Here is a 26,238-nt window from a genome sequence, read left to right as displayed (position 1 = left end):
CGCCCCCGACCCGGTGGGGCGGTGACCCGTGCGGAGGACGCGGCCTGAGCAGGAGGGTGGTCCCGGTGCCGGCTGGCCGCAGCGACGTCCGCACGTTCGACGGTCTGGTGCGCGCCGCCGCGACCGCCTCCGGGTCGGCCCCGGCGCTGGTCCAGGGCGAGCGCCGGCTGAGCTGGACCGAGCTGGACGCCGCGGTCGACCGGGCCGCGGCCGGTTACGCCGCCCGCGGGCTGACCGCGGGGGAGCGGGTCGCCGTCCAGCTGCCCAACGGGGTCGACTGGGTGGTCGCGGTGGTGGGCGCGCTGCGCGCCGGGCTGGTCGTCGTCCCGGTGAACACCGCCTACACCGACCCCGAGCTCGAGCACCTGCTCGGCGACTCCGGCGCCCGGCTGCTGGTGGGCACCACCGAGCGGACCGCCCCGGGCGGGGTGCCCGCGCTGGCCGGCCCGCCGGCCTCCGACGACGCGCCGCCGGCCGACCGCGACGACCCCTCCGCGCTGGCCGTCCTCTGCTACACCAGCGGCACGACCGGTCGCCCCCGCGGGGCGATGCTCACCCACGCCGCGCTGCTGGCCAACCAGCAGCAGGTGCTCTCCGTGCAGCCGGCCCCGGTCCGCCCCGGCGACGTCGTGCTGCTGGTGCTGCCGCTGTTCCACGTCTACGGCCTCAACGGCGCCCTGGGCCTTGTCGCGGCGACCGGGGCGTGCGGCGTGCTCGTCGACTCCTTCGACCCGGTCGCCACCCTGGAGCTGATGGCCCGCGAGGGCGTCAGCGCCGTCCCCGGTGCGCCGCCGATGTACCAGGCCTGGCTGGCCGCGGCCGACGGCGCCGGCTCGGACACCGCGCTGCGCCGGGCCTTCGCCGCCGTGCACACCGCCAGCTGCGGGGCCGCCCCGCTGCCCGCCCGCATCTGGACGGCGATGCGGGACCGGGCCGCGGTCACCGTGTGGATGGGCTACGGCCTCACCGAGGCCGCCCCCGTGCTGGCCACCACGCTGGTCACCGGCCGGGCCGAGCCCGAGTGCATCGGCGCCCCGCTGCCCGGCGTGGAGCTGGTGCTGCGGGACACCGCCGGTGGGCCCGGTGCGGGCCCGGACCCGGGCAGCAAGGTCCGCGAGGACGTCTTCGGCGACCCGTTCGGCGACGACCCGGCCGACGCCGCCGGCGAGGTCTGCGTGCGTGGGGCCAACCTGTTCAGCGGCTACTGGCCCGACGGCGCCGACGGCCCGGACGCCGAGGGCTGGCTGCTCACCGGCGACATCGCCTACCGGGACGCCGTCGGCGACCTGCACCTGGTCGACCGCCGCCGCGACCTGGTGCTGGTCAGCGGCTTCAACGTCTACCCCGGTGAGGTCGAGCGGGTCCTGGAGGAGCACCCCGAGGTGGCCGAGGCCGCGGTCGTCGGGATGCCCGACGACCGCACCGGTGAGTCGGTGCGCGCGGTCGTCGTCCGCACGTCCGGCAGCACCGTGGACGCCGACGCGCTGCGGGCCCACGCGGCGCGTTCGCTGGCCCGGTTCAAGGTGCCGGCCACGTTCACCTTCGTCGCGCAGCTGCCGCACTCCCTGACCGGCAAGGTCAGCCGGGCCCGGCTGCGCGAGCTGGGGCTGGACCGGATGGCCGCCGAGACCGAGACGGTCGAGGGGGTCGGCGAGGGTGCCTGAGCGCGAGCTGCAGCTGCTCACCCGGGAGGGCTGCCACCTGTGCGTGGCGGCCGCGGAGACCCTGGACCGGCTGGCCGCCGAGGCCGGGCTGGCCGTCACCGCGGTCGACGTCGACGCCGACCCCGACCTGCAGGCCGAGTTCGGCGACCGGGTACCGGTCGTGCTGCTCGACGGCCGCGAGCACTCCTACTTCACCGTCGACGTCGACCGGCTGCGCCGCGACCTCGGGACCGCCTGACCCGCTGGTCCACCCCCGTGGTAGGCGTCCGGTGCGTGGCGTCGGCCACAGCAGGGCGCTGTGACCTGCGCCGACGCCCTCAGCGACTTTGTTCCAGCGTTCACAAGCGGTTACCGTGGAGTTGCCGGCGGGAGACGCACGCCGGACGACCGCCCTCCTCGCACCCGATCCCACCCCCGGTGGTGCCCGGTGAGGCGCCCGACGACCACCGCCCCGCGACGTCCCCGCGACGTCCAGGCCCAGCGACACCGAGGAGGACGCGTGCCAGAGCCGCGCCCCCGGGTCATCCCGGAGGCCACCGTCGCCCGGCTGGCCGTGTACCTGCGGGTGCTCAGCGGTCTCGCCGACGGTGGACGCAGCCACGTGTCCTCCGGCGAGCTGGCCTCGGCGGCCGGGGTCAACCCGGCCGGGCTGCGCAAGGACCTCTCCTACCTGGGCCCGTGCGGTGTCCGTGGCGTCGGCTACTCGGTGCCCTCCCTGCGCGAACGGCTGGCCCGCGCGCTGGGCGTCGAGTCCGACCGGGCCTGCGTGCTGGTCGGCATGGGCAACCTGGGCTCGGCGCTGGCCGGGTACGCCGGCTTCGGCAGCCGCGGCTTCTCCTTCGTCGGCCTGCTGGACGCCGATCCGCAGCGGGTCGGCACCGTCGTCGGCGGTACCGCGGTGCGTCCGGTCGACGAGCTGGAGGCCGTGGTCGCCGAGCACGGCGTGACCATCGCCGTCGTCACCACCCCGGCCACGGTCGCCCAGTCGGTCTGCGACCGGCTCGTCGCCGCCGGGGTGCGCAGCATCGTCAACTTCGCGCCGCAGACGCTCAGCGTGCCGGCCGGGGTCGACGTCCGTCAGGTGGACCTCTCGGTCGAGCTGCAGGTGCTCGCCTTCCTCGACCAGCAGAAGGGCGTGCAGCTGGTGCCCGACACCGTCCCGAACGACCTCACCGTCCCGCAGGCGGCCACCCGATGAGCCTGCTCGCCGTCGGCATCAGCCACCAGACCGCGCCCGTCGCCCTGCTCGAGCAGGTCGCGATGAACGGCGACGACACGGTCAAGACCCTCCACGAGCTCCTCGACAGCGAGCACGTCACCGAGGCGCTGGTGCTGGCCACCTGCAACCGGGTCGAGGTCTTCGCCGAGGTCGACCGGTTCCACGGCGGGGTCACCGACGTGAGCCGGGTGCTCGCCCGGCACGCCGGGGCCACCGTGGAGGACCTGTCGCCCTACGTCACGGTGCACTACGAGGACCAGGCCATCGGGCACCTGTGCACCGTCGCCGCCGGGCTGGACTCGATGGTGGTCGGGGAGACCCAGGTGCTCGGCCAGCTGCGGGCGGCCTACGCGCTGGCCCAGCAGGAGGGCACCGTCGGCCGCGAGCTGCACCCGATCACCCAGCGCGCGCTGCGGGTGGGCAAGCGGGTGCACGCCGAGACCGGCATCGACAAGGCCGGCGCCTCGCTGGTGTCGGTCGCCCTGGAGCGGGTCACCGACCGGATCGGTGACCTCACCGGGCGCCCGGTGCTGGTCGTCGGCGCCGGTTCCATGGGCGCGCTGGCCGCCACCACGCTGGCCCGCCGCGGCGCGGCCGTCACCGTCTCCAGCCGGACGCCGGCCTCGGCCGCCCGGCTGGCCGAGGCCATCGAGGGCCGCTCCGCCGACCTGGAGACGCTGCCCGCCGAGCTCGCCGTCGCCGACGTGCTGGTCACCTGCACCGGCGCGACGGGCACGGTCATCGGCACCGACGTCGTCACCACCGCGATGGCCGGCCGGGGCGACCGCCCGCTGGTCGTGGTGGACCTGGCCCTGCCCCGCGACGTCGACCCGGCCGTCGCCACCCTGCCCGGCGTGCACGTCGTGGACCTGGCGATGCTGCAGGGCGAGCGGTACGAGCACGGCCGCCCGGTCGCCGGGTCCGTGGCCGCCGACGACATCGCCGCCGCCCACGCCCTGGTCGAGCTGGAGACCTCGCTGCTGCGCGCCGAGCGGCAGGCAGCCTCGGTGGCCCCCACGGTGTCCGCGCTGCGCAGCCAGGCCGCCGAGGTCGTCGACGCCGAGCTGCTGCGGCTGTCCTCCCGGCTGCCCGACCTGGACGCCCGCGCGCGCAGCGAGATCGCCCGCACCGTCCGCCGGGTGGTCGACAAGCTGCTCCACGAGCCCACCGTGCGGGTCAAGGAGCTGGCCAGTGCCCCCGGTGGCACCGACTACGCCGACGCCCTGCGGGCCCTGTTCGGCCTCGGCCTGGACGCCGACACCACGTCCTCGCTGGCCGGGGCGGTGACCGTCGACCCCGCACTGCCGGCGGCGACGTCGCTGAGCCAGCTGCCGGTCGACCGGGAGGTCTCGTGACCGCCCCGCTGCGGCTGGGCACCCGCCGGAGCCTGCTGGCCCTCACCCAGTCCCAGCACGTCGCCGATGCGATCACCGCGGCCACCGGCACGCCGGTGGAGCTGGTGCACATCACCACCGAGGGCGACGTGAACTCCGCCGCCATCAGCCAGCTCGGTGGCACCGGGGTGTTCGTCAGTGCCCTGCGCGACGCGCTGCGCGCCGGCACCGTGGACCTGGCCGTGCACAGCTACAAGGACCTGCCGACCGCGGAGGAACCGGGGCTGACCATCGCCGCGGTGCCTGCCCGGCAGGACCCCCGCGACGCCCTGGTGGCCCGCGACGGCCTGACCCTCGGCGAGCTGCCGCCCGGCTCCACCATCGGCACCGGCGCCCCGCGCCGGGTCGCCCAGCTGCGGGCCCTGGGCCTGGGTCTGGACGTCGTCCCGATCCGCGGCAACGTGGACACCCGGATGCGCCGGGTCAAGGGCCGCAGCCAGGACGGCGACCTCGACGCCGTCGTGCTCGCCCGGGCGGGCCTGGCCCGGCTGGGCCGCCTCGACGCCGTCACCGAGGTCCTCGACCCGCTCCAGGTCCTGCCCGCGCCCGCCCAGGGCGCGCTGGCCGTCGAGTGCCGCACCGACGACGCGGCCACCCTGGCCGCCCTCGCCTCGCTCGAGGACCCCGCCGTCCGCGCCTGCGTCGTCGCCGAGCGCACCGTGCTGGCCACCCTCGAGGCCGGCTGCAGTGCCCCCGTCGCCGCCCACGCCGAGGTCGGCGAGGCCGAGGACGGCACCGACGAGCTCTACCTGCGGGCCTCGGTCACCGCGCTGGACGGCAGCGACGCCGTCCGCGGGTCGACCTCCGGGCCCGCACCCGACGCGGCGCGGCTCGGCCGCGAGCTCGCCGCCGAGCTGCTCGACCGCGGCGCCGCCGACCTGATGGCGGCCAGCCGGTGAACCACACCCCCCACCTGCCCTGTTCCACCCGCACCGACCCCGCACCCGCGGGGATCAGAATGAGGAGCACGCGATGACGCGCTCACGCAAGCAGCCCGGTCGAGTCGTCTTCGTCGGGGCCGGCCCCGGCGACCCCGGTCTGCTGACCACGCGGGCGGCCGACGCGCTGGCCGCCGCCGACCTGGTGCTGACCGACGGCGACGTCCCGGCGCCCTTGACCGACGCGATCCGGGAGTCCCACCCCGACGTGGAGATCAGCGTGGTGTCCGGCGAGCCGGCCGAGATCGCCAAGACCGCGGTGACGGCGGCCAAGAACGGCTCCGTCGTCGTCCGGCTGGTCGCCGGTGACCCGTTCACCACCGACGGCGTGGTCAAGGAGACCCTGGCGGTCACCCGGACCAGCATCGCCTTCGACGTCGTCCCCGGGGTGGCCGTCGGCACCGCCGTGCCGGCCTACGCCGGTGTGGCGCTGGGCGCGGGCTCCGTGCAGGCCGACCTGCGCGGGGAGTCCCCGGCCGACCCGGCTGCGCTCGCCGCCGCCGCCACCGGGACCAACAGCCCGCTGGTGCTGCAGGTCGCGGTGGACCAGCTGCCCACCGTGGCCACCGGCCTGCTCGAGGGCGGGCTGTCGGGCAACACCCCGGTCGTCGTCACCGCCGAGGGCACCGGCACCGCGCAGAAGTCCGTGGTGGCCAAGCTGTCGGCGATCGCGGAGAAGACCGCCGGCCTCGAGGCGCTCGCGGGCTCCGTGGTGGCCACCGTCGGCTCCGTCGTCGACAAGCGCGGCAAGCTCTCCTGGTGGGAGTCCCGCCCGCTGTTCGGCTGGCGCGTGCTGGTGCCCCGCACCCGTGAGCAGGCCGGTGAGATGAGCGACCGGCTGCGGGCCTACGGCGCCGTCCCCGTCGAGGTGCCCACCATCGCCGTGGAGCCCCCGCGCAGCCCGGCCCAGATGGACCGCGCCGTCAAGGGCCTGGTCACCGGCCGCTACGGCTGGATCGTCTTCACCTCGACCAACGCCGTGCGCGCGGTCCGGGAGAAGTTCGCCGAGCTCGGCCTGGACGCCCGCGCGTTCGCCGGGGTCAAGGTCGCCTGCGTCGGGGAGCAGACCGCCCAGGCCGTCCGCGACTTCGGCATCGTCCCGGAGCTGGTGCCCGCCGGCGAGCAGTCCTCCGAGGGCCTGCTGGTGGACTTCCCGCCCTACGACGACGTGTTCGACCCGATCGACCGGGTCCTGCTGCCCCGAGCCGACATCGCCACCGAGACCCTCACCGCGGGCCTCAAGGACCGGGGCTGGGAGGTCGACGACGTCACCGCCTACCGCACCGTGCGCGCCGCGCCGCCGGCTGCCGCCGTGCGCGAGGCCATCAAGGGCGGCGGCTTCGACGCCGTCTGCTTCACCTCCTCCTCGACGGTGCGCAACCTGGTCGGCATCGCCGGCAAGCCGCACGCCCGCACCGTCGTCTCGGTGATCGGGCCGGCCACCGCCAGCAGCGCCACCGAGTTCGGCCTGCGGGTCGACGTCCAGCCCGAGACGGCCGCGGTCGGCCCGCTGGTCGACGCGCTGGCCGCCTTCGCCGAGGCCCGCCGGGCCGAGGCCGAGGGCACCGCCGCCCCGGCGGCCGCCCCCGCGGAGGACACCGCCGAGGACGCCGAGTGACCGGCGGGGGCCTGCCGGGTCGGCGGGATCCGGGCGCAGGGCGGAGTCAGGGCGCGAACCCGGGCTTCGCCCGGGGACGGCGGTTGCGCTCGACCCCGGCCATGCGCCGGATGACGGCGCAGACCCGGCTGGCCCCCGCCGACTTCGTGCTGCCGGTCTTCGTCAAGCAGGACGTGTCCGAGCCGGTGCCGATCAGCTCGATGCCCGGCGTCGTCCAGCACTCGCTGGACTCGCTGCGGCGGGCCGCCCACGAGGCGGCCGAGGCCGGGATCTCGGGGCTGATGCTCTTCGGCATCCCGGCCGTGAAGGACGCGGTGGGCTCCCAGGCCGACGCCGCCGACGGGATCGTCAACGTCGCGCTGCAGCAGCTGCGTGCCGACCTCGGCGACGAGCTCGTGCTGATGGCCGACCTGTGCCTGTGCGAGTACACCGACCACGGGCACTGCGGCGTCGTCACCCCGGCCGGGGTCGTGGACAACGACCCCACGCTGGACCGCTACGCCGCCGTGGCGATCGCCCAGGCCCAGGCCGGGGCGCACCTGGTGGCCCCCAGCGGGATGATGGACGGCCAGATCGCCGCCATCCGGGCCGGCCTGGACAGCGCCGCGTTCACCGAGACCCCGGTGCTCGCCTACGCCGCCAAGTACGCCTCGGGCTTCTACGGCCCGTTCCGCGAGGCCGCCGAGGGCGCCCCGCAGTTCGGCGACCGCTCGACGTACCAGATGGACCCGCCCAACGCCGACGAGGCGCTGCGCGAGGTCCGGCAGGACCTCGCCGAGGGCGCCGACGCCGTGATGGTCAAGCCCGCGCTGCCCTACCTGGACATCGTGCGCCGGGTCGCCGACGCCGTCGACGTCCCGGTCAGCGCGTACCAGGTGAGCGGTGAGTACGCGATGGTCGAGGCCGCCGCCGAGCGCGGCATGGTCGACCGCAAGCGCGCGGTGCTGGAGACGCTGACCTCGATCCGCCGCGCGGGCGCCAGCACCGTGCTGACCTACTGGGCGGTCGAGGCCGCCCGCTGGCTGCGCTGATGCCCGCGGGGGACGCCGCCCGGTACACCGAGCGCGGCGGTTCCTGGCGCACGTTCGGCGCGCTGGCCGGCGTCTTCGCCGTGCTCGTCGTGCTCGACGTCGCCCTCCCCGGCGGTGACGTGCCGCTGCTGGTGTGGGTCGTGGCGGTGGTCGCGGTGCTCGGCGTGGTGGCCACCGGGGTGGTCGCGGCCGACCGCGTCTGGTCGGTCCGGGTGGCCGGTCGCGGCCCCGACGCGGTGCTGACCGTGGGCCGGGAGGACCTCCGGCTGGCCGACGTCGACCGGGAGGCCCTGGTCAGCGGGTCGGCCGGCGTCGACGTGGGCGCCCCGGTGCTGGGCGGTGGCGCCGTCCTCCCGCGGGGCCGGGTCGGGCTGCCGTTGCGGCGCACCGACGGCACCACCGTGCTGGTGCCCACCCGGCACCCCGCACAGCTGACGGAGGCCCTGCTCACAGCCCACCCCGGGGCCGCCGCCCCGACCGACGAGCCTGGGAGAGTGGAGCCGTGAACACCCCGTACCCCTACGAGGCCCCGACGTCGGCGGCGCTGTTCGACCGCGCCGCCCAGGTCACCCCGGGCGGGGTGAACTCCCCGGTCCGCGCGTTCCGCGCCGTCGGCGGGACCCCGCGCTTCATGGCGTCCGGGTCCGGCCCGTGGATCACCGACGTCGACGGCCGCCGCTACGTCGACCTGGTCAGCAGCTGGGGCCCGATGATCCTGGGCCACGCTCACCCGGCCGTCGTGGAGGCCGTCGTCGAGGCCGCCTCCCGCGGGTTCTCCTTCGGCACCCCCACCGCCGGCGAGGTCGAGCTGGCCGCCGAGATCGTGGACCGCGTCCCCGCGGTGGAGAAGGTCCGGCTGGTCAACTCCGGCACCGAGGCCGTGCTGTCGGCGATCCGGCTGGCCCGCGGCGCCACCGGCCGCCCCGTCGTGGTCAAGTTCGCCGGCTGCTACCACGGCCACGTCGACGCGCTGCTGGCCGCGGCCGGCTCCGGCGTCGCCACCCTGGGCCTGCCCGACACCCCCGGCGTCACCACCGGGGCCGCCGCGGACACCGTGGTGCTGCCCTACAACGACGTGGCCGCCGTCGAGGCCGTCTTCGCCGAGCGCGGCAGCGAGATCGCCTGCGTCATCACCGAGGGCGCCGCCGGCAACATGGGCGTCGTCCCGCCACTGGACGGGTTCAACGCCCACCTGCGCCGGATCACCGCCGCCCACGGGGCGCTGCTGGTCATCGACGAGGTGATGACCGGCTTCCGGGTCACCCGCGCCGGCTGGCAGGGCCTGGACCCCGTCGACGCCGACCTGTTCACCTTCGGCAAGGTCATGGGCGGCGGACTGCCGGCCGCGGCCTTCGGCGGCAAGGCACACCTGATGGACCAGCTGGCCCCGCTGGGCCCGGTCTACCAGGCCGGCACGCTGGCCGGGAACCCCGTCGCCGTCGCGGCCGGGCTCACCACGCTGAGGCACTGCACCCCCGACGTCTACGACCGCTGCGACACCGTCGCCGCCACTCTGCGCGGGGCGGTGTCGGCCGAGCTGATGGCCGCCGGCGTCGCCCACCGGGTCCAGCAGGCCGGGTCGATGTTCTCGGTGTTCTTCGTGCCCGACGAGCGCCGCGTCCGCGACTACGACGACGCGCGCACCCAGGAGACCGCCCGGCACACCGCCTTCTTCCACTCGATGCTGGCCTCCGGGGTCTACCTGCCGCCCTCGGCCTTCGAGTCCTGGTTCGTCAACGCCGCGATGGACGACGACGCCGTCGGCCACGTGCTGCAGGCGCTGCCGGCGGCGGCCCGCGCCGCGGCCGCCGCGACCCCGGGCACCGCCCCGGCGGTCTCCCACGACGCCCAGGCGCTGCAGCCGTGACCGCCCCCGAGACCACCGTCGTCCACCTGCTGCGCCACGGCGAGGTCTTCAACCCCACGGGTGTGCTCTACGGGCGGCTGCCCGGCTTCGAGCTGTCCGACGCCGGGCACGGCATGGCCCGCGCCGCCGCGGGGTTCTTCGGCACCCGCCGGCCGATCACCCACCTGGTGGCCTCGCCGCTGGTCCGGGCGCAGCAGACCGCGGCCCCGATCGCCGAGACCCTGGACCTGCCGATCGCCACCGACGACCGGCTGATCGAGGCCGGCAACGACTTCGAGGGGCAGACCTTCGGCGTCGGGGACGGCGCGCTCAAGCACCCGGCCAACTGGTGGCGGCTGCGCAACCCGTGGAAGCCCAGCTGGGGCGAGCCCTACGACGAGATCGCCGCCCGGATGCTGGCTGCCGTGGACACCGCCCGGGACGCCGCCCGGGGGAGCGCCGCGGTCTGCGTGAGCCACCAGCTGCCGATCTGGACGCTGCGCCTGCACGTGGAGGGCCGCCGCTACCTGCACGACCCCCGCAAGCGGCAGTGCGGCCTGGCCAGCGTCACCTCGCTCACCTACGCCGGCGACGAGCTGACCCGGGTGGACTACGCCGAGCCCGCCGGCCCGGCCGGTCGGGGCACGGTGGGTGGCGCATGAGGAAGGCACTGGTGACGGCCCTGGCCGCGGTCGCGCTCACCGGCTGCAGCACCGGGTCGGGGGCCGTGGACGTCAACAACGGCGGGCAGTTCCGGTTCGTCGAGGCGACCCCGGCCGGCGAGGTCATCGACGTCGCCGACCGCGCGCTGGCGCCCGAGTTCGCCGGGACGCTGCTGTCCGGGGAGGACTTCGAGTCCCGCGAGCTGTCCGGCGACGTCGCGGTGCTCAACTTCTGGGGCTCCTGGTGCCCGCCGTGCCGCGTCGAGACCCCGGAGTTCCAGGAGGTCTACGAGGAGGTCGAGAGCCAGGGGGTCCAGTTCCTCGGCATCAACGTCAAGGAGACCGACCAGCAGTTCGCCGACGCCTTCGTCACCGACGCCGACATCACCTTCCCCTCCCTGTACGACCCGGCCAGCGAGGTCGCCCTCGCCTTCCGCGACTACCCGGCCTCGGCGATCCCCAGCACGATCGTGCTGGACGGCGACTACCGGGTGGCGGCGGTCTACACCGGCACGGTGAGCCAGGAGGACCTGCGCGCCGTCCTCGAGCGCGTCCTGGGCGAGGAGGACTGACGTGGGGGAGACCTTCGCCGGCCTGGTCACCGACGGCCCGCTGCTCGTGGCCGCCGCGGTGTCGGCGCTGGTGGGCCTGATCAGCTTCGCCTCGCCCTGCGTGCTGCCGCTGGTGCCCGGCTACCTGTCCTACGTCACCGGCCTGGTCGGCAGCGGCGCCCGGACGACGACCCCGGCTGCTGCCGGCCCCGCCGGTGACGGGTCGGTGGCCACCGCCGTCCGGCCCGCGGTGGACGAGCGCTCCCCGCGCGGGCGGATGGTGCTGGGCGCGGTCCTCTTCGTGCTGGGCTTCACCGCCGTCTTCGTGGCGATCAGCACCGCCGTGGGCGGGCTGGGCCGGCTGCTGCTGGTCTACAACGAGGAGATCACCCGGGTCATGGGCGGGGTGACCGTGCTGGTCGGCCTGGGCTTCCTGGGCTGGCTCCCGCTGCTGCAGCGCACCAAGCGGATGACCGTGCGCCCCGCTGCCGGGCTGGCCGGCGCGCCGCTGCTGGGCGTCGTCTTCGGGCTGGGCTGGACGCCGTGCCTGGGCCCGACGCTGGCCGCCGTGCAGAACCTGGCCTTCTCCGAGGCCACCGCCGGTCGCGGGGCCCTGCTGGGCGTCGCCTACTGCCTGGGCCTGGGCGTGCCGTTCGTGCTGGTGGCGCTCGGGGCCCGCTGGGCGGTCGGGGCCACCTCGTTCCTGCGCCGGCACGCCGCCGCCGTCACCCGCTTCGGCGGGGTCGTGCTGGTCGTCGTCGGACTGCTCCTGCTGACCGGTGCCTGGACCGAGATGATGCTCTGGTTCCGCTCCTGGCTGGCTGCCACCGGCTTCGGGGAGGGCCTGCTGTGACCACCACCGTCGAGCGGCCCGCGGCCGCCGCCCCCGGCCCGCCGCCGGCTCCCTCGCCGCTGCGCCGGGTCGGGACGACGCTGCTGCGCTGGTGGCGGCAGCTGACCGCGATGCGCACCGCGCTGATCCTGCTGTTCCTGCTCGCGCTCGCCGCGATCCCGGGGTCCCTGCTCCCGCAGCGGTCGCTGTCCCAGAGCCAGGTCACCGGCTACTTCCGCGAGCACGAGACGCTGGCCCCGGTCCTGGACGCGTTCTACCTCTTCGACGTCTTCAGCTCGCCGTGGTTCGCCGCGATCTACCTGCTGCTGTTCATCTCGCTGATCGGCTGCGTCGTCCCGCGGGCGATCGAGCACGGCCGAGCCGTGCTGGCCCAGCCGCCGCCGGCGCCGCGGCACCTGCACCGGCTGCCCGACAGCGCGACGCTGGACTCCGAGCTGGACGCCGCGGCCACCCTGGACGTGGTCGAGGAAGAGCTGCGGGTCCGCCGCTTCCGGGTGGTCCGCCGCAACGGCCGGCACGGTCCCGAGCTGTCGGCGGAGAAGGGCTTCCTCAAGGAGACCGGCAACGTCGTGTTCCACCTGGCCCTGCTGGCGCTGCTGCTGGGCCTGGCCGGCGGCAAGCTCTGGGGCTACGAGGGCAGCATCCTGGTCACCGAGGGCGACCGGTTCTGCAACACCTTCCAGCAGTACGACACCTCGCGGTCCGGGGCCCTGGTCGACGCCTCGGACATGACGCCGCTGTGCGTGACGCTGGAGGACTTCAAGGCCGAGTACGAGGAGAACCTGACCGCGGCCTCCTTCACCGCCGACATCGGCTACGGGCTGGCCGGTGCCGCCAGCCGCAACGCGACCATCGGGGTCAACTCCCCGCTGCGGGTGGACGGCGACCGGGTCTACGTCACCGGCCACGGCTTCTCCCCGGTCTTCACCGTGACGTTCCCGGGCGGGCAGAGCTTCACCGACGTCAGTGCGCCGTTCCTGCCCTCGGACACGACCACGATGGCCAGCCAGGGCGCGCTCAAGCTGCCCGACGTCCCCGGGTCGGACGAGCAGCTCGCCCTGGAGGGCTTCTTCGCCCCCACCGGCTCCACCCAGGGCGGGGTCCTCACCTCGATCGACCCGCGCCCGCTGGACCCGCAGGTCGCCCTCTTCGTCTACTCGGGTTACCTGGGCCTGGACTCCGGGCTGCCGCAGTCGGTGTACTCGGTCGACCAGACCCAGATCGACCGCGGCAGCCTCACCGAGGTCGGCCGGGCCAACCTGGCGATCGGGGAGTCCACCACGCTGGCCGACGGGACGGTCGTCACGTTCTCCGGGCTCAAGGAGTTCGCGGCCATGCAGCTGTCCCACGACCCGGGGCAGGTCTACGTGCTGGGTGCTGCCGTCGCGGTCCTGGTCGGGCTGCTGGGGATGCTGCTGCTGCGCCGGGAGCGGGTCTTCGCCCGTGTCGGCCCGGGCCCCGGCGACGCGGGTACCGTCCTGAGCGTCGGCTCCCTCACCCGGGGCAGCGCCGAGACCGCTCCACGTTTCACCGCACTCACCGACGACGTCTCGGCGGCGCTGCGCCGCCGGGCCACGGCCAAGGAGAACCCCAGCTCGTGACAGACCCCTCGCTCGCCGCCCTGTCGGACACCCTGTTCTCCATCGCCGTGGCGCTGTACTCGGTGGCGGTCGTCGCGTTCTGCGCCGAACTGGCCTTCGGCGGCAAGAAGGCCCCCGCGGTGTCCCGTGAGCTGGTCGGCGCCGGTGGTGGGCCGACCACCACGGCGAGCCTCCCGCCCGTGGACGAAGAGCCGGTCAAGGCCCGTCGGGTCGGCGCCGTCGCGATGGGGCTGACGCTGCTGGGCGCGGTCGTGCACGCCGGGGTGCTGGTCACCCGCGGGGTGGCCACCGACCGGCTGCCCTGGGGCAACATGTACGAGTTCGGCACCGCCGTGGTGCTGGTCGCCGTCGTCGTCTACGTGGTGCTCGCGCTGCGCACGCCGGCGCTGCGGCACATCGGCGTCTTCGTGCTGGCCCCGGTCGTGCTGTCCATGGTCGGCATCGGCCTGTTCCTCTACGCCTCGGCCGGCCCGCTGGTCGCCGCGCTGCGCTCGAGCTGGCTCGCCGTGCACGTGAGCACCGCGATCCTGGGCTTCGGCATCTTCTTCGTCTCCGGCATCGCCAGCGTCATGTACCTGGTGCGCTCCCGCTACGAGGCCAAGATCGCCGCCGGTGAGCGCCCGCTGTCCCGGATCGTGCACCGGCTGCCCAGCGCCGCCGCGCTGGACCGCACCGCGCACCGCACCGCTGTCTTCGGCTTCCCGATCTGGACCTTCGCCGTCATCGCCGGCGCCATCTGGGCGGAGAGCGCCTGGGGCCGGTTCTGGGGCTGGGACCCCAAGGAGACCTGGGCGTTCATCGCGTGGGTCGTCTACGCCGCCTACCTGCACGCCCGCACGACCGCCGGCTGGCGGGGTCGTCCTTCGGCATGGGTCAACGTGGTGGGCCTGGGCGTCATGGTCTTCAACCTGCTGTACGTGAACATGGTCTCCACCGGCCTGCACTCCTACGGTGGGGTGAGCTGACCGACTCCCGGCGGTGACACAGCGTCACTCCTGCGAGGGGTGTCGCACCGGGAACACGTGCTCGAACGCGCATGTCGTGCGACGCTGCACGCATGAGCGAGCTCTGTGGACCCCACCGTGGGTAAGCACACCGCCCTCGACGAGGCCGTCGTGCACCCCCTGGTGGCCCAGGCCCTCCAGCGTCGGGCCGCGCCCGGGACCGGCACGCACCGGCCCGGCGCGCCCAACGTCGTGGCCGCACTGCCCCCGACCGGCCCGGTCGCCTCGGCGGTCGGCTGGCCCGAGGCCCCGGGTCGTGGCGAGGGCCTGGGCTGGCCCGCTGAGCCCGAGCCGGCCACCGATCCCGCGCGGGACGCCGCCGACGACGGTTCGGTGATCGCCGCCCTCGAGGCCGCGGACGTCGCCGGGCAGTCCACCGCAGCGGAGTCCGAGACGCCCCGGCGGGCGGGCTGGCGCCGGTTCTTCGGCGGCGGTCACACCTCGGCGCGGTCGGGCACCAGCGCCGCCTGAGGCCCCCTGCAGACGACGGAGGCCCCACCCGCGTGCGGGTGGGGCCTCCGTGGTGCCGGCCTCGTGAGCCGTGGGTCAGGCGCTGGGCGTGCCGTCGTCGCGCTTGGTGCGACGGTCCAGCTCGCGCAGGAAGTCCGGGTCGTCGTCCGGGGCCAGGAAGCGCTGCGGCGGCTTGGGCCCACGCGGCGGCCGCGGTGCCCGGGTGCCGCCGCGCCCGTCGGAGCCGCCGGGACCCCCGCCCTGCACGGCGGCAGCGCGCATCACCAGCACCACCACGCCGATCGCGATCACCAGCATCACCAGAAAGACCACTGGGCCACCCTCTTCCCCGACCTGCGTCCTGCGTGCACCGACCCGCTCTGCACCCAATGTACGACCGCGGCGATACTCGGGTCGGGTGATCACGCACCCCGTCCCCGGTCGCCCGCGCGCCGACCCGCACACGCCGACCGATCCACGCCCCTGGAGGCCCCCCATCGACGCCGTCGACGAGCAGCTGATCGACCTGCTGCGGGCCAACGGGCGGGCCAGCTACGCCGAGCTCGCCCGGCAGGTCGGCCTGTCCGCACCCGCCGTGCACGAGCGGGTCGGCAAGCTCGAGGGCAGCGGGGTGATCACCGGCTACACGGCCCTGGTGGACCCGCCCAAGGTGGGGCTGGGCGTGACGGCGCTGGTCGGGGTCATCGAGAGCGACCAGGTCGACGACGTCGGCCTGGAGGAGGCGATGTCCGCGCTGCCCTCGGTCGAGGACTGCTGGCGCACCGCGGGCTCCGAGGGCTACGTGCTCAAGGTCCGGGTGACCGACATCCCGGCACTGGAGGACACCATCAGCGCGTTGAACCGGATCCGGGGCGTCGCACGCACCCGGACGACCGTCGTGCTGTCGACCAAGTGGGAGGGCCGTCATGGCCGCACCGAGTGAGAACCGTCCCGTGAGCCCGACCGGGGGCCCGGCCCAGCCGCCGTCGGTCTGGCCGCTGCTGGCGCTCTACACGCTGGGCCGGCTGGCGCTGGCCGCCGCGCTCGTGGCGCTGCTGTGGGTGCTGGGCCTGGGCAGCTTCCCCGGGCTGCTGTTCGGCCTGCTGCTGTCCATGCCGCTGTCCTTCGTGCTGCTCAAGCCGATCCGCGAGCGGCTCACCGAGGCCATGGCAGCCCGGTCCTCCACGCGCAAGGCCGGCAAGGAAGACCTGCGGGCCCGGCTGAAGGGCACCGACGACCCGATCGGCTGAGCCGACCGGACACGCACGGATCAGCTGAGGGCGAGCCCCACGGCGAGGACGACCCCGGCGACCAGCGTCAGCCGCCCGGTGCCCGACAGTGCGGTGATCAGCGCCGGGCCCACGCCGCCGCGCAGCACCGTGCGCACCGGCGGGACCGCCAGGGGCACCGCCAGCAGCCCCAGCAGGGCCCACGGGCGGCTGAGCCCGATGAGCGCCACCACCACGAAGGCGCCCACGATCAGCCCGGTGAAGGCGTACCGAGTGGCCTGCTCACCCAGCAGCACGGCCAGCGTCCGCTTGCCGACGGCGGCGTCGCCGTGCACGTCGCGCAGGTTGTTCACCACCAGGATCGCGGTGATCAGCAGCCCGACCGGGACGGCGGCGGCGAACGCCAGGCCCTCGACGGTCCGGGTCTGGGCGAACGTCGTCCCGACGACTGCGACCAGGCCGAAGAAGACGAACACGAAGACCTCGCCCAGCGCCCGGTAGCCGTAGGGGATCGGGCCGCCGGTGTAGGTCCAGGCGGCCACGATGCTCACCGCGCCGACGGCGACCAACCACCAGCTCGACAGCGCCGCCAAGGCGATCCCGGCGACGCCGGCGACGGCGAAGGCCAGCAGCGCGGCCACCAGGACGGCGGACGCGCTGGCCGCCCCGGAGCCGACCAGCCGCATCGGGCCGACCCGGTCGGCGTCGGTGCCGCGCTTGCCGTCGGAGTGGTCGTTGGCGTAGTTGACCCCGACCTGCAGGGCCAGCGCGACGACCAGTGCCAGCAGGGCGGGCACCAGCCGGAAGCCGTCCAGGGCCTGCGCGACGCCGGACCCCACGAGGACCGGGGCGAGGGCGGCGGGCAGCGTCCTGGGTCGCGCGCCGGCGACCCACTGCGCGGGGGTGGCCATGGTCAGGCTCCTTCGATGAGCCGGGCGACGGCCCGGCGGTCGGGCTTGCCGGAGTGCAGCAGGGGGACGGCGGCGACCAGGTGCAGCTCGCGCGGGGCGGACGCCGCACCCAGCCGCTCGGTCACCCACGGGCGCAGGGCGGTCAGCAGCGGGGTCTCCCCGGGCGCCGGGACGACGGCAGCCACCACCCGCCGCCCCCACTCGGGGTCGGGCAGACCGGTGACGACGGCGTCGGCGACGGCAGGGTGCGCGCGCAGCGCGGCCTCGACGGCCTGCGGGGAGACGTTGACGCCGCCGGAGACGACGACGTCGTCGAGCCGGCCCAGGACCCGCAGTCGTCGCTCGCCGTCCGGCTCCCGGGCGCCGGCGTCCCGGGTGCGGAACCAGCGTGCGCCGTCGGCGTCGCGGGTGAAGGCGCCGGCGGTGCCGGCCGGGTCGAGCCGGTAGCCCAGCGCCAGCTGCGGGCCCGACAACTCGATGCCGTGGTCGGTGACCCGCACGGCGACGCCGTCCAGCGGGACGCCGTCGTAGACGCAGCCGCCGGCGGTCTCGCTCATGCCGTACGTCGTCACCACCGCGACCCCGGCGTCGCGGGCGGCAGCGAGCAGGTCGGGGTCGGTGGCGGCGCCGCCGACCAGCACCGCGTCGAAGGCGCACAGTGCGTCGGGCTCGGCGGCGAGGGCGCGGCGGAGCTGGGTGGGCACCAGGGCCGTGTAGCGGCGTCCGGTGGGCATCGCGGCGACCGCGTCGGTCAGCGAGCCGCCGGCGGCCAGCACGGTGGGGGTGCGGCCGGCGAGCGCGGAGCGGGCCAGCACCTGCAGCCCGGCGACGGCGCTGACCGGCAGGGCGAGCAGCCAGTCGCCGGGTCCGCCGAGGCGGTCCAGGGTGGCGGTCGCGCTGGCCCGGACGGCGTCGGCGGACAGCAGCACCCCGCGCGGCGTCCCGGTGGACCCGGAGGTGACGACGACGAGGTCGGTGCCCTCCTCGAGCGGCTCGTCGGCGCGCAGCGCGGCACGGGCGGCCGCGGCCGGGCCGTCGCCGGCGGGGAGCACGGCCAGCGGGGCGGCGCCGTCCAGGGCCGCGCGCAGGGCCGGCCAGACGTCGCTGAGCACCGCGGGGCCCAGGGGCGGCGCGGGCACCAGGGAGAGCTGCCGGGCCACGAGGGACCAGGGTACGGCGGTGCCCGCATACCCTGGGCCGGTGATCGAGGGCCTGTCCGACGTGCGGGTCTACAGCACCCCGCTGCGCACCCGGTTCCGCCGCATCGACGTCCGGGACGGCGTCCTGGTGCGCGGGCCGGCCGGCTGGGGCGAGTTCTCCCCGTTCTGGGACTACGACGACGCCGAGAGCCGCCGCTGGTGGGCCAGTGCCGTGGAGGCCGCGACCGTGGGCTGGCCGGACCCGGTGCGGTCCTCGGTCCCGGTCAACTGCATCGTGCCGGCGGTCGGCCCCGAGCAGGCGCACGCGATCGTGACCGCCTCGGGCTGCGGGACGGCGAAGGTCAAGGTCGCCGAGCCCGGCCAGATCGCCGCCGACGACGAGGCCCGGGTCGAGGCCGTCCGGGACGCCCTGGGCCCCTCCGGTGGCCTCCGGGTGGACGCCAACGCCGCCTGGGACGTCGACACCGCCGTCGCCCGGATCGCCGTGCTGGACCGGTTCGGCCTGGAGTACGTCGAGCAGCCGGTGGCCACCGTCGAGGAGCTGGTCGCGCTGCGCCGCCGGATCGACGTCCGGGTCGCCGCCGACGAGGTGGTCCGCCGCGCGGCCGATCCGCTGGGCGTGGACCTGCGGGAGGCCTGCGACGTGGTCGTGCTCAAGGTGCAGCCCCTGGGCGGCGTCCGCGCGGCGCTGGCGGTCGCCCAGGCGCACGGGCTGCCGTGCGTGGTGTCCTCGGCCCTGGAGTCCTCGGTCGGCCTGGCCGCCGGGGTCGCGCTGGCCGCGGCGCTGCCGGAGCTGCCCTTCGCGTGCGGGCTGGGCTCGCTGGCGTTGTTCACCGCCGACGTGAGCTCCACGCCGCTGCTCGCGGTGGACGGTGCGCTGCCGGTGGGCGCCGTCGTCCCCGACCGGGTCGACGACGTCGCCGCCGACGCGGACACCGACCGCCGCTGGCGCGAGCGGCTCGAGCGGGTCGCCGCGTGAACCCCTCCACCGCCTTCGCCCGGGTCCTGGTCGACGAGCTGGTCCGCGGTGGGGTGACCGACGCCGTCGTCTGCCCGGGGTCGCGTTCGGCGCCGGTGGCCCTCGCGCTGCACCAGGCCGAGCTGTCCGGCCGGTTGCGGCTGCACGTGCGCATCGACGAGCGCACCGGGGCGTTCCTGGCCCTCGGGCTGGCCAAGGCCTCGGGCCGGCCGGTGCCGGTCCTCACCACCTCGGGGACGGCGACCGCGCACCTGCACGCCGCCGTGCTGGAGGCCTCGCACAGCGGGGTGCCGCTGCTGGCGCTGACCGCGGACCGCCCGCCGGAGCTGCGCGGCACCGGGGCGAACCAGACGATCGACCAGGTCGGGCTGTACGGCGGCGCCGTCCGGCTGGCCGCCGACCTCGGGACGCCGGAGGTGGGCCGGGAGGCCCAGCAGAACCGGTACTGGCGTTCGCTGGTGGCCCGCGCGCTGCTGGTGGCCCGGGGGTCGCTGTCCGGCGACCCCGGCCCGGTGCACCTGAACCTGGCGCTGCGCGAGCCGCTGATGCCCGAGGGCGCCGACCCGCGCCCGGCCGTGCCCGAGGGCCCGTGGGCCGGCCGTCCCGACGGCGCGGCCTGGACCACGGCCGCCCCGGGCACCGGTCCGATGACCACCACGCCGCTGCCGCCGAGCGCCACCACCACCCGGCCCCGCCAGCGACGCACCCTCGTCGTCGCCGGGGACGCCCCGTCGGCCGTCGGCCGCAGCACCTCCGTCGTCGCCGACCAGCGCGGCTGGCCGGTGGTCGCCGAGCCCAGCAGCGGCGCCTGGGGTGCCGCGGGCGCCGTCCGGGCGGGTGCCCTGCTGCTGGGGTCGGGCGCCTGGGCCGCGGAGCACAGGCCCGACCGGGTGCTGGTCGTCGGCCGGCCCACGCTGACCCGGCCGGTGAGCGCGCTGCTGGCCGACCCCGACGTCGCCGTGGAGACCTTCACGCCGCACCCGCACTGGGCCGACGCCGGCCGCGGGTCGGCCTCGGTCAGCGGCGTGCTGCCCGACCCGGGCGCGGCCCTGGGTGGCCTGGACTCCTCCGGGCACCGGCCCGCCGAGGGCTGGGCGCAGGCGTGGGCGACGGCGTCGCAGCGCGTGGGTGCGGCCCTGGACGCTGAGCTGGACGCCGCCCCCCGGCTCACCGCCGCCCGGCTGGCCCGCGACCTGGTCGCCGCGCTGCCGGCCGGGGCGCTGCTGGTGGTCGGGTCCTCGAACCCGATCCGGGACGTCGACCGGTTGGCCGTGCCGCGGGCCGGGCTCACCGTGCTGGCCAACCGCGGGGTCGCCGGCATCGACGGCACGATCTCCACCGCGATCGGCGCCGCCCTGGCCCACCAGGGCGCCGGCGGGGGTCCGGCGTTCGCGCTGATGGGCGACCTGACGTTCCTGCACGACCTCACCGGCCTGCTCACCGGGGACGGCGAGCCGGTGCCCGACCTGACCGTCGTCGTCCCGGACAACGACGGCGGCGGGATCTTCGCCCAGCTGGAGCCGGGCCGCTCGGAGCACGCGGCGTCCTACCGCCGGGTGTTCGGCACCCCGCACGGCCGGGACCTGGTGGCGGTGGCCCGGTCGCTGGGCTGGGCGGCGACCGCGGTCGGTGAGCCGGGCCAGCTGGTGACGGCGCTGCGGGCCGGGGGACCGCGGGTGGTCGTGGTGCGGACCGACCAGCGGGCCGAGGCCGAGCTCGCCGTGCGGCTGGGGCGGCTGGCAGCCGACGCGCTCGGGTGACGGTGGTTGACACCCGATCGTTTCCCATCGATGATCGATGGGTGTTGACGACCCGACGTGTGGTGCCGCTCCTCCGGGCCGGCCTGGTGGTGCTCTTCGCGGTGCTCCTGCTGCTGCAGGTGATGTCGCTGCCCGGCCAGTTCAGGCACATGGCCGAGCAGGACCCCGGGTCGGCCTGGCTGCGCTGGCCGCTCACCGTCGGGGCGGTGTTGGGCGTCCTCTGCGTGCAGGTCGTGCTGGTCTGCACGTGGCGGCTGCTGACCCTGGTGCAGCGCGACCAGATCTTCACCACGGCCTCCATCCGCTGGGTCGACACCATCGTCTACGCGGTCGCCGGGGCCGAGCTGCTGCTGCTGTGCCTGCTCGTGCTCGTCGGCGCCACCGCCGACGACCCCGGTTTCCTGCTGCTGGTGCTGCTCGTGGCCACCGGCGTCGCCGTCCTCGGGCTGGTCGTCGTCGTCATGCGGTCGCTGCTCAAGCAGGCCACCGTGCTGCGCAGCGACCTCGACGAGGTCATCTGATGCCCATCGTCGTGCGGATCGACGTCGAGCTGGCCCGCCGCAAGATGAGCGTCGGGGAGTTCGCCGAACGCGTCGGCCTCACCCCGGCCAACGTCGCGGTGCTCAAGAACGGGCGCGCCAAGGCCGTCCGGTTCAGCACCCTGGAGGCCATGTGCCGGGTACTGGACTGCCAGCCCGGCGACCTCCTGGAGTGGGAGCCCGACCCCGAGACGCCCTGACCCCGAGACGCCCTGACCCCGGGACGCCCTGACCCCGGGGAACCCGCTGGACGGGGCGGCCAGGATCGTCCCGTGACACACCCCGACCTCGACCTCGCCGCCCGGGTGGTGGCGCGGGCCTTACCGGCGTGGGCCGGGCTGCCGCTGCGGGCCGTCGACCCGCAGGGCCACGACCACCGCACGTACCGGCTGGGCGACGCCCTCGCCGTCCGGCTGCCCACCGCCGGCGGGTACGTGCCGCAGCTGGTGAAGGAGGTGCGGTGGCTGCCGCACCTGGCCGCGCACCTGGCACACCCGGTGCCCGAGGTCGTGGCCGTGGTCGAGCCGGACGAGGTCTTCCCGTTGCCCTGGTCGGTGCGCCGCTGGCTGCCCGGTGAGGTCGCGTCCCGGGCGGACGGCGACCCGCTGACACTGGCCGGCGACCTGGCGGACGCCCTGGTCGCGCTGCGCGCCGTCCCCGCCGCCGACGGGCCACCGCCCGGGCAGCACAGCGCCCACCGTGGTGCGTCCCTCCGGCACTACGAGGCGGAGGCCCGGACGGCGGTGGGTGCGCTGCCCGCGGCGGACCGCGAGCGTGCCGACCGGGTGCTCGACGCAGCGGTGGCGACCCGCTGGGAGGGCCCACCCGTCTGGTTCCACGGCGACGTCGCGGCGGACAACGTCCTGGTCCGCGACGGCCGGTTCACGGCCCTGCTGGACTGGGGCTGCGCCGGCGTCGGCGACCCCGCGTGCGACGTCGTCCCGGCGTGGACGGTGTTCGAGGGGGAGGCCCGCGCTGTCTACCGGGAGCGACTGGCCGTGGACGACGACACCTGGGCCCGCGGCCGCGGCTGGGCGCTCTGGAAGGCCGTGATCACCCTGGCAGACCCCGACAACGGTGCGGCCGCCCGCACCACCCTCGCCGCCGTCCTCGCGTGAGCCCGTCGAGTGCGCAGTCATGCCGGTCATCCGCTGCCGGTGACCGGCATGGCTCCGCACTCGACGCGGGGATGCCGACGCTGGGATGCCGACGCTGGGGGGTCAGTCCTCCAGGGCGGCTTGGAAGGCGGCGAGCTTGTTCTTGGTCTCCACCAGCTCGGCCTCCGGGTCCGAGCCCGCGACGATGCCGCAGCCGGCGAAGAGCCGGGCCTGGGCGCCGCCGTCGCCACCGGTGAGCTGGGCGCAGCGCAGGGCCAGGCCGAACTCGCCGTCGCCGCGGGCGTCCAGCCAGCCGACCGGGCCGGCGTACCGGCCGCGGTCCATGCCCTCGAGCTCGGCGATCACCCGGGCCGCGGCCGGGGTGGGGGTGCCGCAGACGGCGGCGGTCGGGTGCACCGCGTCGACCAGGTCGAGCAGGCCGGCGGTGGAGTCCCGGCGCTGGGTGCCGCGCACGTCGGTGGACAGGTGTCGCACGTTGGGCAGCGTCAGCAGCTGTGGGGACGACGGCACGTCCAGCGTCGCGCAGAACGGGCGCAGCGCCTGCGCGAGGGAGGCCACCGCGTACTCGTGCTCGGCGAGGTCCTTGGCCGAGTGCACCAGGGCGTCGGCGAGCCGGGCGTCCTCGGCGTCGGCACCGCGGGCGGCGGTGCCGGCCAGCACCCGGGAGGACAGCTCCCGGCCGGTGCGGCGCAGCAGCAGCTCGGGGGTGGCGCCCAGCAACCCGTCGACGGCGAAGGTCCAGCAGTCGGGGAACCGGCTGGCCAGGCGCAGCAGCAGCCGGCGCGGGTCCAGCGGGTGGTCGGCGGTGACCAGCAGGTCCCGGGCCAGCACCACCTTCGCCAGCTCACCGGCGTCGATGCGCTCCACGGCCCGGGCCACGGCACCGCACCAGGTCACCGGGTCCAGGGCGCCGTCGGCGTAGGCCAGCTGGCCGATGGAGGTGTCGGCCTCCTCGCCGGAGGTCTCCAGCACCGGGCGGTCGGCGGCGTCGCCGGTCGTCGTCACCCAGGTCTGCCCGCCCCGTCGTCCGACCACGACCTCGGGGACGACGAAGACCGACGTCCCGACGGCGGGGTCGAAGGCGACCGAGGCGAACACGACCGGCCCCGAGCCGGGGACGCCGAGCGGGTCGGTGACGTCGGTGCGGGCACAGCGGTCGGCCCACCAGGCCGAGGCCTCGGCGAGCGCACCGGGGCCGCTGACCTCGAGCCGGTCGGCCTCGCCCCAGCCGACCAGGCCCTCGCCGCGGCGGACCCAGGAGACCGCGCCCTGGACCGGGAGCAGGTTGAGCAGGGGGGTCCGGCGGGTGCCGAGCGGGGTCGTGACCACGGCGTCCGTCGCTGGGGGAGTGCCCAGGGCCACCGTGCTCACCCGCTCCAGAGTAGGAGCACCGCCGTATCGTCGTCGGGCGTGAGCTCAGGAGATCCGACACAGGGCACGGGCTACCGCGCGACGCTGGACAAGCGCCCCGCCGAGGTCGCCGCGATGTTCGACCGGGTCGCGGGCAAGTACGACCTGACCAACACGGTGCTCTCCGGCGGGCTGGACGCCGGCTGGCGGCGGGCCACCCGCGAGGCGCTGGGCGCCCGCCCCGGGCAGACCGTGCTGGACGTCGCCGCCGGCACCGGGGTCTCCACCGTCGAGCTGGCCTCGGGTGGGGTCACCGCCATCGCCTGTGACTTCTCCCAGGGGATGCTGCGTGCCGGGTCCCACCGGCCGGTGCCGATGGTCGCCGGGGACGCGATGGCGCTGCCGCTGGCCGACGAGAGCGTCGACGGCGTCGTCATCTCCTTCGGGCTGCGCAACGTCGCGGACCCCGACGCCGCGTTGCGCGAGTTCCGCCGGGTCACCCGCCCAGGCGGCACGCTGGTGGTGTGCGAGTTCTCCAGCCCGGTCTGGACGCCGTTCCGCACCGTCTACACCGAGTACCTGATGAAGGCGCTGCCGAAGATCGCCACCGCGGTCAGCAGCAACCCCGAGGCCTACGTGTACCTGGCCGAGTCGATCCGGGCCTGGCCAGCGCAGCCGGCGATGGCGGCGAAGCTGCAGGCCGCCGGCTGGGCCGACGTGGCCTGGCGGGACCTGACCGGGGGCATCGTGGCGCTGCACCGGGGCACCCGGGTCTGAGGCGGTTGGGCGGGCGCCGGCCGGGGCACCCCCGGGCATGACGTTCCCCGCGACACCCGACCCCGGTCCCGACGGCCTCCCGCCCACCCCGGTGGACCCGGTCCCGTCCGAGCCCACCCCGCCGACGTCACCGGTGCCCAGCCCGACCGACCCGATCGCGCCGCCGCCCAGCTGAGCGTCCGTAGGATCGGCCGGTGACGAGCGCACCCCAGCCCACCGGTCGGTCCGCGGACGTCGTGGTCGTGGGCGCCGGGCCGGCCGGGTCGAGCGCCGCGTACTGGCTGGCCGCCGCCGGGCTCGACGTGGTGGTGCTGGAGAAGGCGCACTTCCCGCGGGAGAAGGTCTGCGGCGACGGCCTCACCCCGCGCGGGGTCGCCGCGCTGCACGCGATGGGCGTGGACACCTCGCAGGGCTGGGTCCGGCACCGCGGCCTTCGGGTCTTCGGCGGCGGGCAGGTCACCGAGGTCGACTGGCCGGAGCTGTCGCGGTGGCCGGGGTACGGGCTGATCCGCACCCGCGCCGACCTGGACGACCAGCTCGCGCGGCACGCGGAGGCCGCCGGCGCGCAGGTGCACCACGGCGTCACCGTCACCGACCCGCTGCTCGACGACGCCGGCCGGGTCTGCGGCGTGCGGGCCCAGGTCGGCCCGGACAAGGAGCCGGTCACCTGGCGGGCGCCGCTGGTCGTCTCCGCCGAGGGCCTGTCCGGCCGGCTGGCCAAGGCGCTGGGCCTCAACCGGCGCACCGACCTGCCGCTGGGGGTCGCCGTCCGGCAGTACGTGCCGACGCCGCGGGGCGCCGACCCGTACCTGGACATCTCCTTCGACCTGACCGACCGCGGGCCCGATGCCGCGTCGATGCCCGGCTACGGCTGGCTGTTCCCGATGGGCGACGGGACGGCGAACGTCGGCTTCGGCTTCCTGGACACCCGCCGCACCGCCGACGACGACGCCCGCACGGTCTACCGCCGCTGGCTGGCGACCCTGCCCCCGGAGTGGGAGCTCGACGTCGAGGCGGCCACCCCGCTGCGCGGTGCGGGGCTGCCCACGTCGCTGTCCCGCCGGCCGGCCTACACCCGCGGTCTGCTGCTGGTCGGGGACACCGCCGGGTCGGTCAACCCGTTCAACGGGGAGGGCATCAGCTACGCCATGGAGACCGCGGCGACCGCCGCCGCGGTGGCCGTGGAGGCGCTGGCGCTGCCCGAGGGCCCGGCCCGGGAGGCCGCGCTGCGCCGCTACCCGGTGCGGCTGGCCGAGCAGTACGGCGGGCACCACCGGCTGGGCGCGGGCTTCCTGGCCCTGCTGGCCCGCCCCGACTTCACCCGGTTCGCCCTGGCGCACGGTCTCAAACGCCCCGCACTGGTGCGCGCCGCGCTGCGGTTGACGGGCAACCTGCACGACGGCCGGGACGGCGACGCCCTGGACCGGACCCTCGCCGTCCTGACCCGGGTGCTGCCCGCCGCCTGACCGCGGGACCCCGCCCGTGACCTGCCCGCGAGCAGGGAAGGGCACCCTCAGTTCCGCCACGCCGTCGGGGGGTCTCTTCCCTCCGGTGTGATCTCCGACATAGGGTCGAACCAGAACG

General features: G+C 75.9%; 28 protein-coding genes. 24 read left to right on the top strand and 4 right to left on the bottom strand.

Annotation, left to right across the window (positions count from 1 at the left end; genetic code table 11):
• Positions 1 to 65 precede the first annotated feature (65 nt).
• The 15 genes from AC0IVP_RS14435 (at position 66) to AC0IVP_RS14365 (ending at position 14,852) form a co-directional block, all read left to right on the top strand.
• Positions 66 to 1,664: a class I adenylate-forming enzyme family protein gene (locus tag AC0IVP_RS14435; protein ID WP_471757374.1), complete on the top strand. Its 1,599-nt coding sequence runs from the start codon at positions 66 to 68 to the stop codon at positions 1,662 to 1,664.
• Entirely contained in the window at positions 1,657 to 1,902 is a 246-nt protein-coding gene (locus AC0IVP_RS14430) for a glutaredoxin family protein (RefSeq protein ID WP_056289409.1), read from the top strand. Before AC0IVP_RS14435 ends, AC0IVP_RS14430 begins: the two co-directional genes overlap by 8 nt.
• A 261-nt stretch (positions 1,903 to 2,163) precedes the next feature.
• Positions 2,164 to 2,862, top strand: a complete 699-nt coding sequence (locus tag AC0IVP_RS14425) for a redox-sensing transcriptional repressor Rex (protein ID WP_056289406.1) — start codon at positions 2,164 to 2,166, stop codon at positions 2,860 to 2,862.
• On the top strand, positions 2,859 to 4,238 hold the full coding sequence (locus tag AC0IVP_RS14420; RefSeq protein WP_056289404.1) for a glutamyl-tRNA reductase: 1,380 nt from the start codon (positions 2,859 to 2,861) through the stop codon (positions 4,236 to 4,238). Before AC0IVP_RS14425 ends, AC0IVP_RS14420 begins: the two co-directional genes overlap by 4 nt.
• A complete protein-coding gene (hemC, locus tag AC0IVP_RS14415) occupies positions 4,235 to 5,176 on the top strand; it encodes a hydroxymethylbilane synthase (RefSeq protein ID WP_471757372.1) in 942 nt (313 codons plus the stop codon). The genes AC0IVP_RS14420 and hemC overlap by 4 nt, the downstream gene beginning before the upstream one ends.
• Before the next feature lie 73 nt (positions 5,177 to 5,249).
• The gene (locus tag AC0IVP_RS14410) at positions 5,250 to 6,833 is read left to right on the top strand and encodes a bifunctional uroporphyrinogen-III C-methyltransferase/uroporphyrinogen-III synthase (RefSeq protein WP_056289398.1); all 1,584 of its coding nucleotides are present in this window, start codon (positions 5,250 to 5,252) and stop codon (positions 6,831 to 6,833) included.
• Positions 6,830 to 7,864, top strand: a complete 1,035-nt coding sequence (gene hemB / locus AC0IVP_RS14405) for a porphobilinogen synthase (RefSeq protein WP_255352951.1) — start codon at positions 6,830 to 6,832, stop codon at positions 7,862 to 7,864. The genes AC0IVP_RS14410 and hemB overlap by 4 nt, the downstream gene beginning before the upstream one ends.
• Positions 7,864 to 8,370 carry a hypothetical protein gene (locus tag AC0IVP_RS14400; protein ID WP_471757370.1) on the top strand — a complete coding sequence of 169 codons (507 nt, stop codon included), beginning with the start codon at positions 7,864 to 7,866 and terminating at the stop codon, positions 8,368 to 8,370. The genes hemB and AC0IVP_RS14400 overlap by 1 nt, the downstream gene beginning before the upstream one ends.
• Positions 8,367 to 9,731, top strand: a complete 1,365-nt coding sequence (gene hemL / locus AC0IVP_RS14395) for a glutamate-1-semialdehyde 2,1-aminomutase (RefSeq protein WP_056289393.1) — start codon at positions 8,367 to 8,369, stop codon at positions 9,729 to 9,731. Before AC0IVP_RS14400 ends, hemL begins: the two co-directional genes overlap by 4 nt.
• The gene (locus AC0IVP_RS14390) at positions 9,728 to 10,372 is read left to right on the top strand and encodes a histidine phosphatase family protein (protein ID WP_471757368.1); all 645 of its coding nucleotides are present in this window, start codon (positions 9,728 to 9,730) and stop codon (positions 10,370 to 10,372) included. Before hemL ends, AC0IVP_RS14390 begins: the two co-directional genes overlap by 4 nt.
• Positions 10,369 to 10,944 (top strand): TlpA family protein disulfide reductase, encoded by a 576-nt coding sequence (locus AC0IVP_RS14385; RefSeq protein ID WP_056289388.1) that lies wholly within the window; start codon positions 10,369 to 10,371, stop codon positions 10,942 to 10,944. The genes AC0IVP_RS14390 and AC0IVP_RS14385 overlap by 4 nt, the downstream gene beginning before the upstream one ends.
• Before the next feature lies 1 nt (position 10,945).
• Positions 10,946 to 11,776, top strand: coding sequence for a cytochrome c biogenesis CcdA family protein (locus AC0IVP_RS14380; protein ID WP_471757366.1), 831 nt, complete (start codon positions 10,946 to 10,948; stop codon positions 11,774 to 11,776).
• Positions 11,773 to 13,377 carry a cytochrome c biogenesis protein ResB gene (gene resB, locus AC0IVP_RS14375; protein WP_471757364.1) on the top strand — a complete coding sequence of 535 codons (1,605 nt, stop codon included), beginning with the start codon at positions 11,773 to 11,775 and terminating at the stop codon, positions 13,375 to 13,377. The genes AC0IVP_RS14380 and resB overlap by 4 nt, the downstream gene beginning before the upstream one ends.
• A complete protein-coding gene (ccsB, locus tag AC0IVP_RS14370) occupies positions 13,374 to 14,342 on the top strand; it encodes a c-type cytochrome biogenesis protein CcsB (RefSeq protein WP_471757362.1) in 969 nt (322 codons plus the stop codon). Before resB ends, ccsB begins: the two co-directional genes overlap by 4 nt.
• A gap of 117 nt (positions 14,343 to 14,459) precedes the next feature.
• Positions 14,460 to 14,852 (top strand): hypothetical protein, encoded by a 393-nt coding sequence (locus AC0IVP_RS14365; protein ID WP_157518917.1) that lies wholly within the window; start codon positions 14,460 to 14,462, stop codon positions 14,850 to 14,852.
• 75 nt (positions 14,853 to 14,927) lie between these two features.
• Here AC0IVP_RS14365 and AC0IVP_RS14360 read toward each other — a convergent pair whose 3' ends face one another.
• Positions 14,928 to 15,164, bottom strand: a complete 237-nt coding sequence (locus AC0IVP_RS14360; RefSeq protein WP_056289374.1) for a hypothetical protein — start codon at positions 15,162 to 15,164, stop codon at positions 14,928 to 14,930.
• An 85-nt stretch (positions 15,165 to 15,249) separates the two neighbouring features.
• On the opposite strand from AC0IVP_RS14360, the gene AC0IVP_RS14355 reads away from it, so the two are divergent.
• Positions 15,250 to 15,774, top strand: a complete 525-nt coding sequence (locus AC0IVP_RS14355) for an Lrp/AsnC family transcriptional regulator (RefSeq protein ID WP_235564401.1) — start codon at positions 15,250 to 15,252, stop codon at positions 15,772 to 15,774.
• Between the two features lie 10 nt (positions 15,775 to 15,784).
• Complete coding sequence (locus tag AC0IVP_RS14350) at positions 15,785 to 16,081, top strand: DUF4229 domain-containing protein (protein WP_235564399.1); 297 nt, start codon at positions 15,785 to 15,787, stop codon at positions 16,079 to 16,081.
• 20 nt (positions 16,082 to 16,101) lie between these two features.
• On the opposite strand, the gene AC0IVP_RS14345 is transcribed toward AC0IVP_RS14350, so the two are convergent.
• Together AC0IVP_RS14345 and menE are read right to left on the bottom strand one after the other, a co-directional pair.
• Positions 16,102 to 16,971 carry a 1,4-dihydroxy-2-naphthoate polyprenyltransferase gene (locus AC0IVP_RS14345; protein ID WP_471757360.1) on the bottom strand — a complete coding sequence of 290 codons (870 nt, stop codon included), beginning with the start codon at positions 16,969 to 16,971 and terminating at the stop codon, positions 16,102 to 16,104.
• A 2-nt stretch (positions 16,972 to 16,973) separates the two neighbouring features.
• The gene (menE, locus tag AC0IVP_RS14340) at positions 16,974 to 18,131 is read right to left on the bottom strand and encodes an o-succinylbenzoate--CoA ligase (RefSeq protein WP_471757358.1); all 1,158 of its coding nucleotides are present in this window, start codon (positions 18,129 to 18,131) and stop codon (positions 16,974 to 16,976) included.
• A gap of 40 nt (positions 18,132 to 18,171) precedes the next feature.
• On the opposite strand from menE, the gene AC0IVP_RS14335 reads away from it, so the two are divergent.
• From AC0IVP_RS14335 to AC0IVP_RS14315, 5 genes are all read left to right on the top strand, one after another.
• Positions 18,172 to 19,110: an o-succinylbenzoate synthase gene (locus tag AC0IVP_RS14335; protein WP_471757356.1), complete on the top strand. Its 939-nt coding sequence runs from the start codon at positions 18,172 to 18,174 to the stop codon at positions 19,108 to 19,110.
• Complete coding sequence (menD, locus tag AC0IVP_RS14330; protein WP_471757354.1) at positions 19,107 to 20,870, top strand: 2-succinyl-5-enolpyruvyl-6-hydroxy-3-cyclohexene-1-carboxylic-acid synthase; 1,764 nt, start codon at positions 19,107 to 19,109, stop codon at positions 20,868 to 20,870. Before AC0IVP_RS14335 ends, menD begins: the two co-directional genes overlap by 4 nt.
• A gap of 41 nt (positions 20,871 to 20,911) precedes the next feature.
• Positions 20,912 to 21,391: a DUF2975 domain-containing protein gene (locus AC0IVP_RS14325; protein WP_056289359.1), complete on the top strand. Its 480-nt coding sequence runs from the start codon at positions 20,912 to 20,914 to the stop codon at positions 21,389 to 21,391.
• Positions 21,391 to 21,609 carry a helix-turn-helix domain-containing protein gene (locus AC0IVP_RS14320; RefSeq protein WP_056289357.1) on the top strand — a complete coding sequence of 73 codons (219 nt, stop codon included), beginning with the start codon at positions 21,391 to 21,393 and terminating at the stop codon, positions 21,607 to 21,609. The genes AC0IVP_RS14325 and AC0IVP_RS14320 overlap by 1 nt, the downstream gene beginning before the upstream one ends.
• A 72-nt stretch (positions 21,610 to 21,681) precedes the next feature.
• Positions 21,682 to 22,527: an aminoglycoside phosphotransferase family protein gene (locus tag AC0IVP_RS14315; RefSeq protein WP_056289355.1), complete on the top strand. Its 846-nt coding sequence runs from the start codon at positions 21,682 to 21,684 to the stop codon at positions 22,525 to 22,527.
• Positions 22,528 to 22,629: 102 nt separating this feature from the next.
• Here the strand turns inward: AC0IVP_RS14315 and AC0IVP_RS14310 are convergent, their stop codons facing one another.
• Complete coding sequence (locus tag AC0IVP_RS14310) at positions 22,630 to 23,898, bottom strand: isochorismate synthase (RefSeq protein WP_082556478.1); 1,269 nt, start codon at positions 23,896 to 23,898, stop codon at positions 22,630 to 22,632.
• Between the two features lie 39 nt (positions 23,899 to 23,937).
• Between AC0IVP_RS14310 and AC0IVP_RS14305 the strand changes: the two genes are divergently transcribed.
• Both AC0IVP_RS14305 and AC0IVP_RS14300 read left to right on the top strand, forming a co-directional pair.
• On the top strand, positions 23,938 to 24,654 hold the full coding sequence (locus tag AC0IVP_RS14305) for a demethylmenaquinone methyltransferase (protein ID WP_082556477.1): 717 nt from the start codon (positions 23,938 to 23,940) through the stop codon (positions 24,652 to 24,654).
• A 194-nt stretch (positions 24,655 to 24,848) separates the two neighbouring features.
• Positions 24,849 to 26,120 carry a geranylgeranyl reductase family protein gene (locus AC0IVP_RS14300; RefSeq protein ID WP_471757351.1) on the top strand — a complete coding sequence of 424 codons (1,272 nt, stop codon included), beginning with the start codon at positions 24,849 to 24,851 and terminating at the stop codon, positions 26,118 to 26,120.
• Positions 26,121 to 26,238 lie beyond the last annotated feature (118 nt).

The organism is Klenkia sp. AC732 (assembly GCF_979256525.1).
Note: the sequence above shows the minus strand (reverse complement) of the source record. Positions and strands in the feature narration are given on the sequence as shown.

Bases quoted from the DNA above. Each gene is read 5' to 3' on its own strand.
- AC0IVP_RS14345 (WP_471757360.1), bottom strand. From the start codon at position 16,971: ATGGCCACCCCCGCGCAGTGGGTCGCCGGCGCGCGACCCAGGACGCTG.
- AC0IVP_RS14320 (WP_056289357.1), top strand. From the start codon at position 21,391: ATGCCCATCGTCGTGCGGATCGACGTCGAGCTGGCCCGCCGCAAGATG.
- AC0IVP_RS14385 (WP_056289388.1), top strand. From the start codon at position 10,369: ATGAGGAAGGCACTGGTGACGGCCCTGGCCGCGGTCGCGCTCACCGGC.
- AC0IVP_RS14410 (WP_056289398.1), top strand. From the start codon at position 5,250: ATGACGCGCTCACGCAAGCAGCCCGGTCGAGTCGTCTTCGTCGGGGCC.
- AC0IVP_RS14420 (WP_056289404.1), top strand. From the start codon at position 2,859: ATGAGCCTGCTCGCCGTCGGCATCAGCCACCAGACCGCGCCCGTCGCC.
- AC0IVP_RS14400 (WP_471757370.1), top strand. From the start codon at position 7,864: ATGCCCGCGGGGGACGCCGCCCGGTACACCGAGCGCGGCGGTTCCTGG.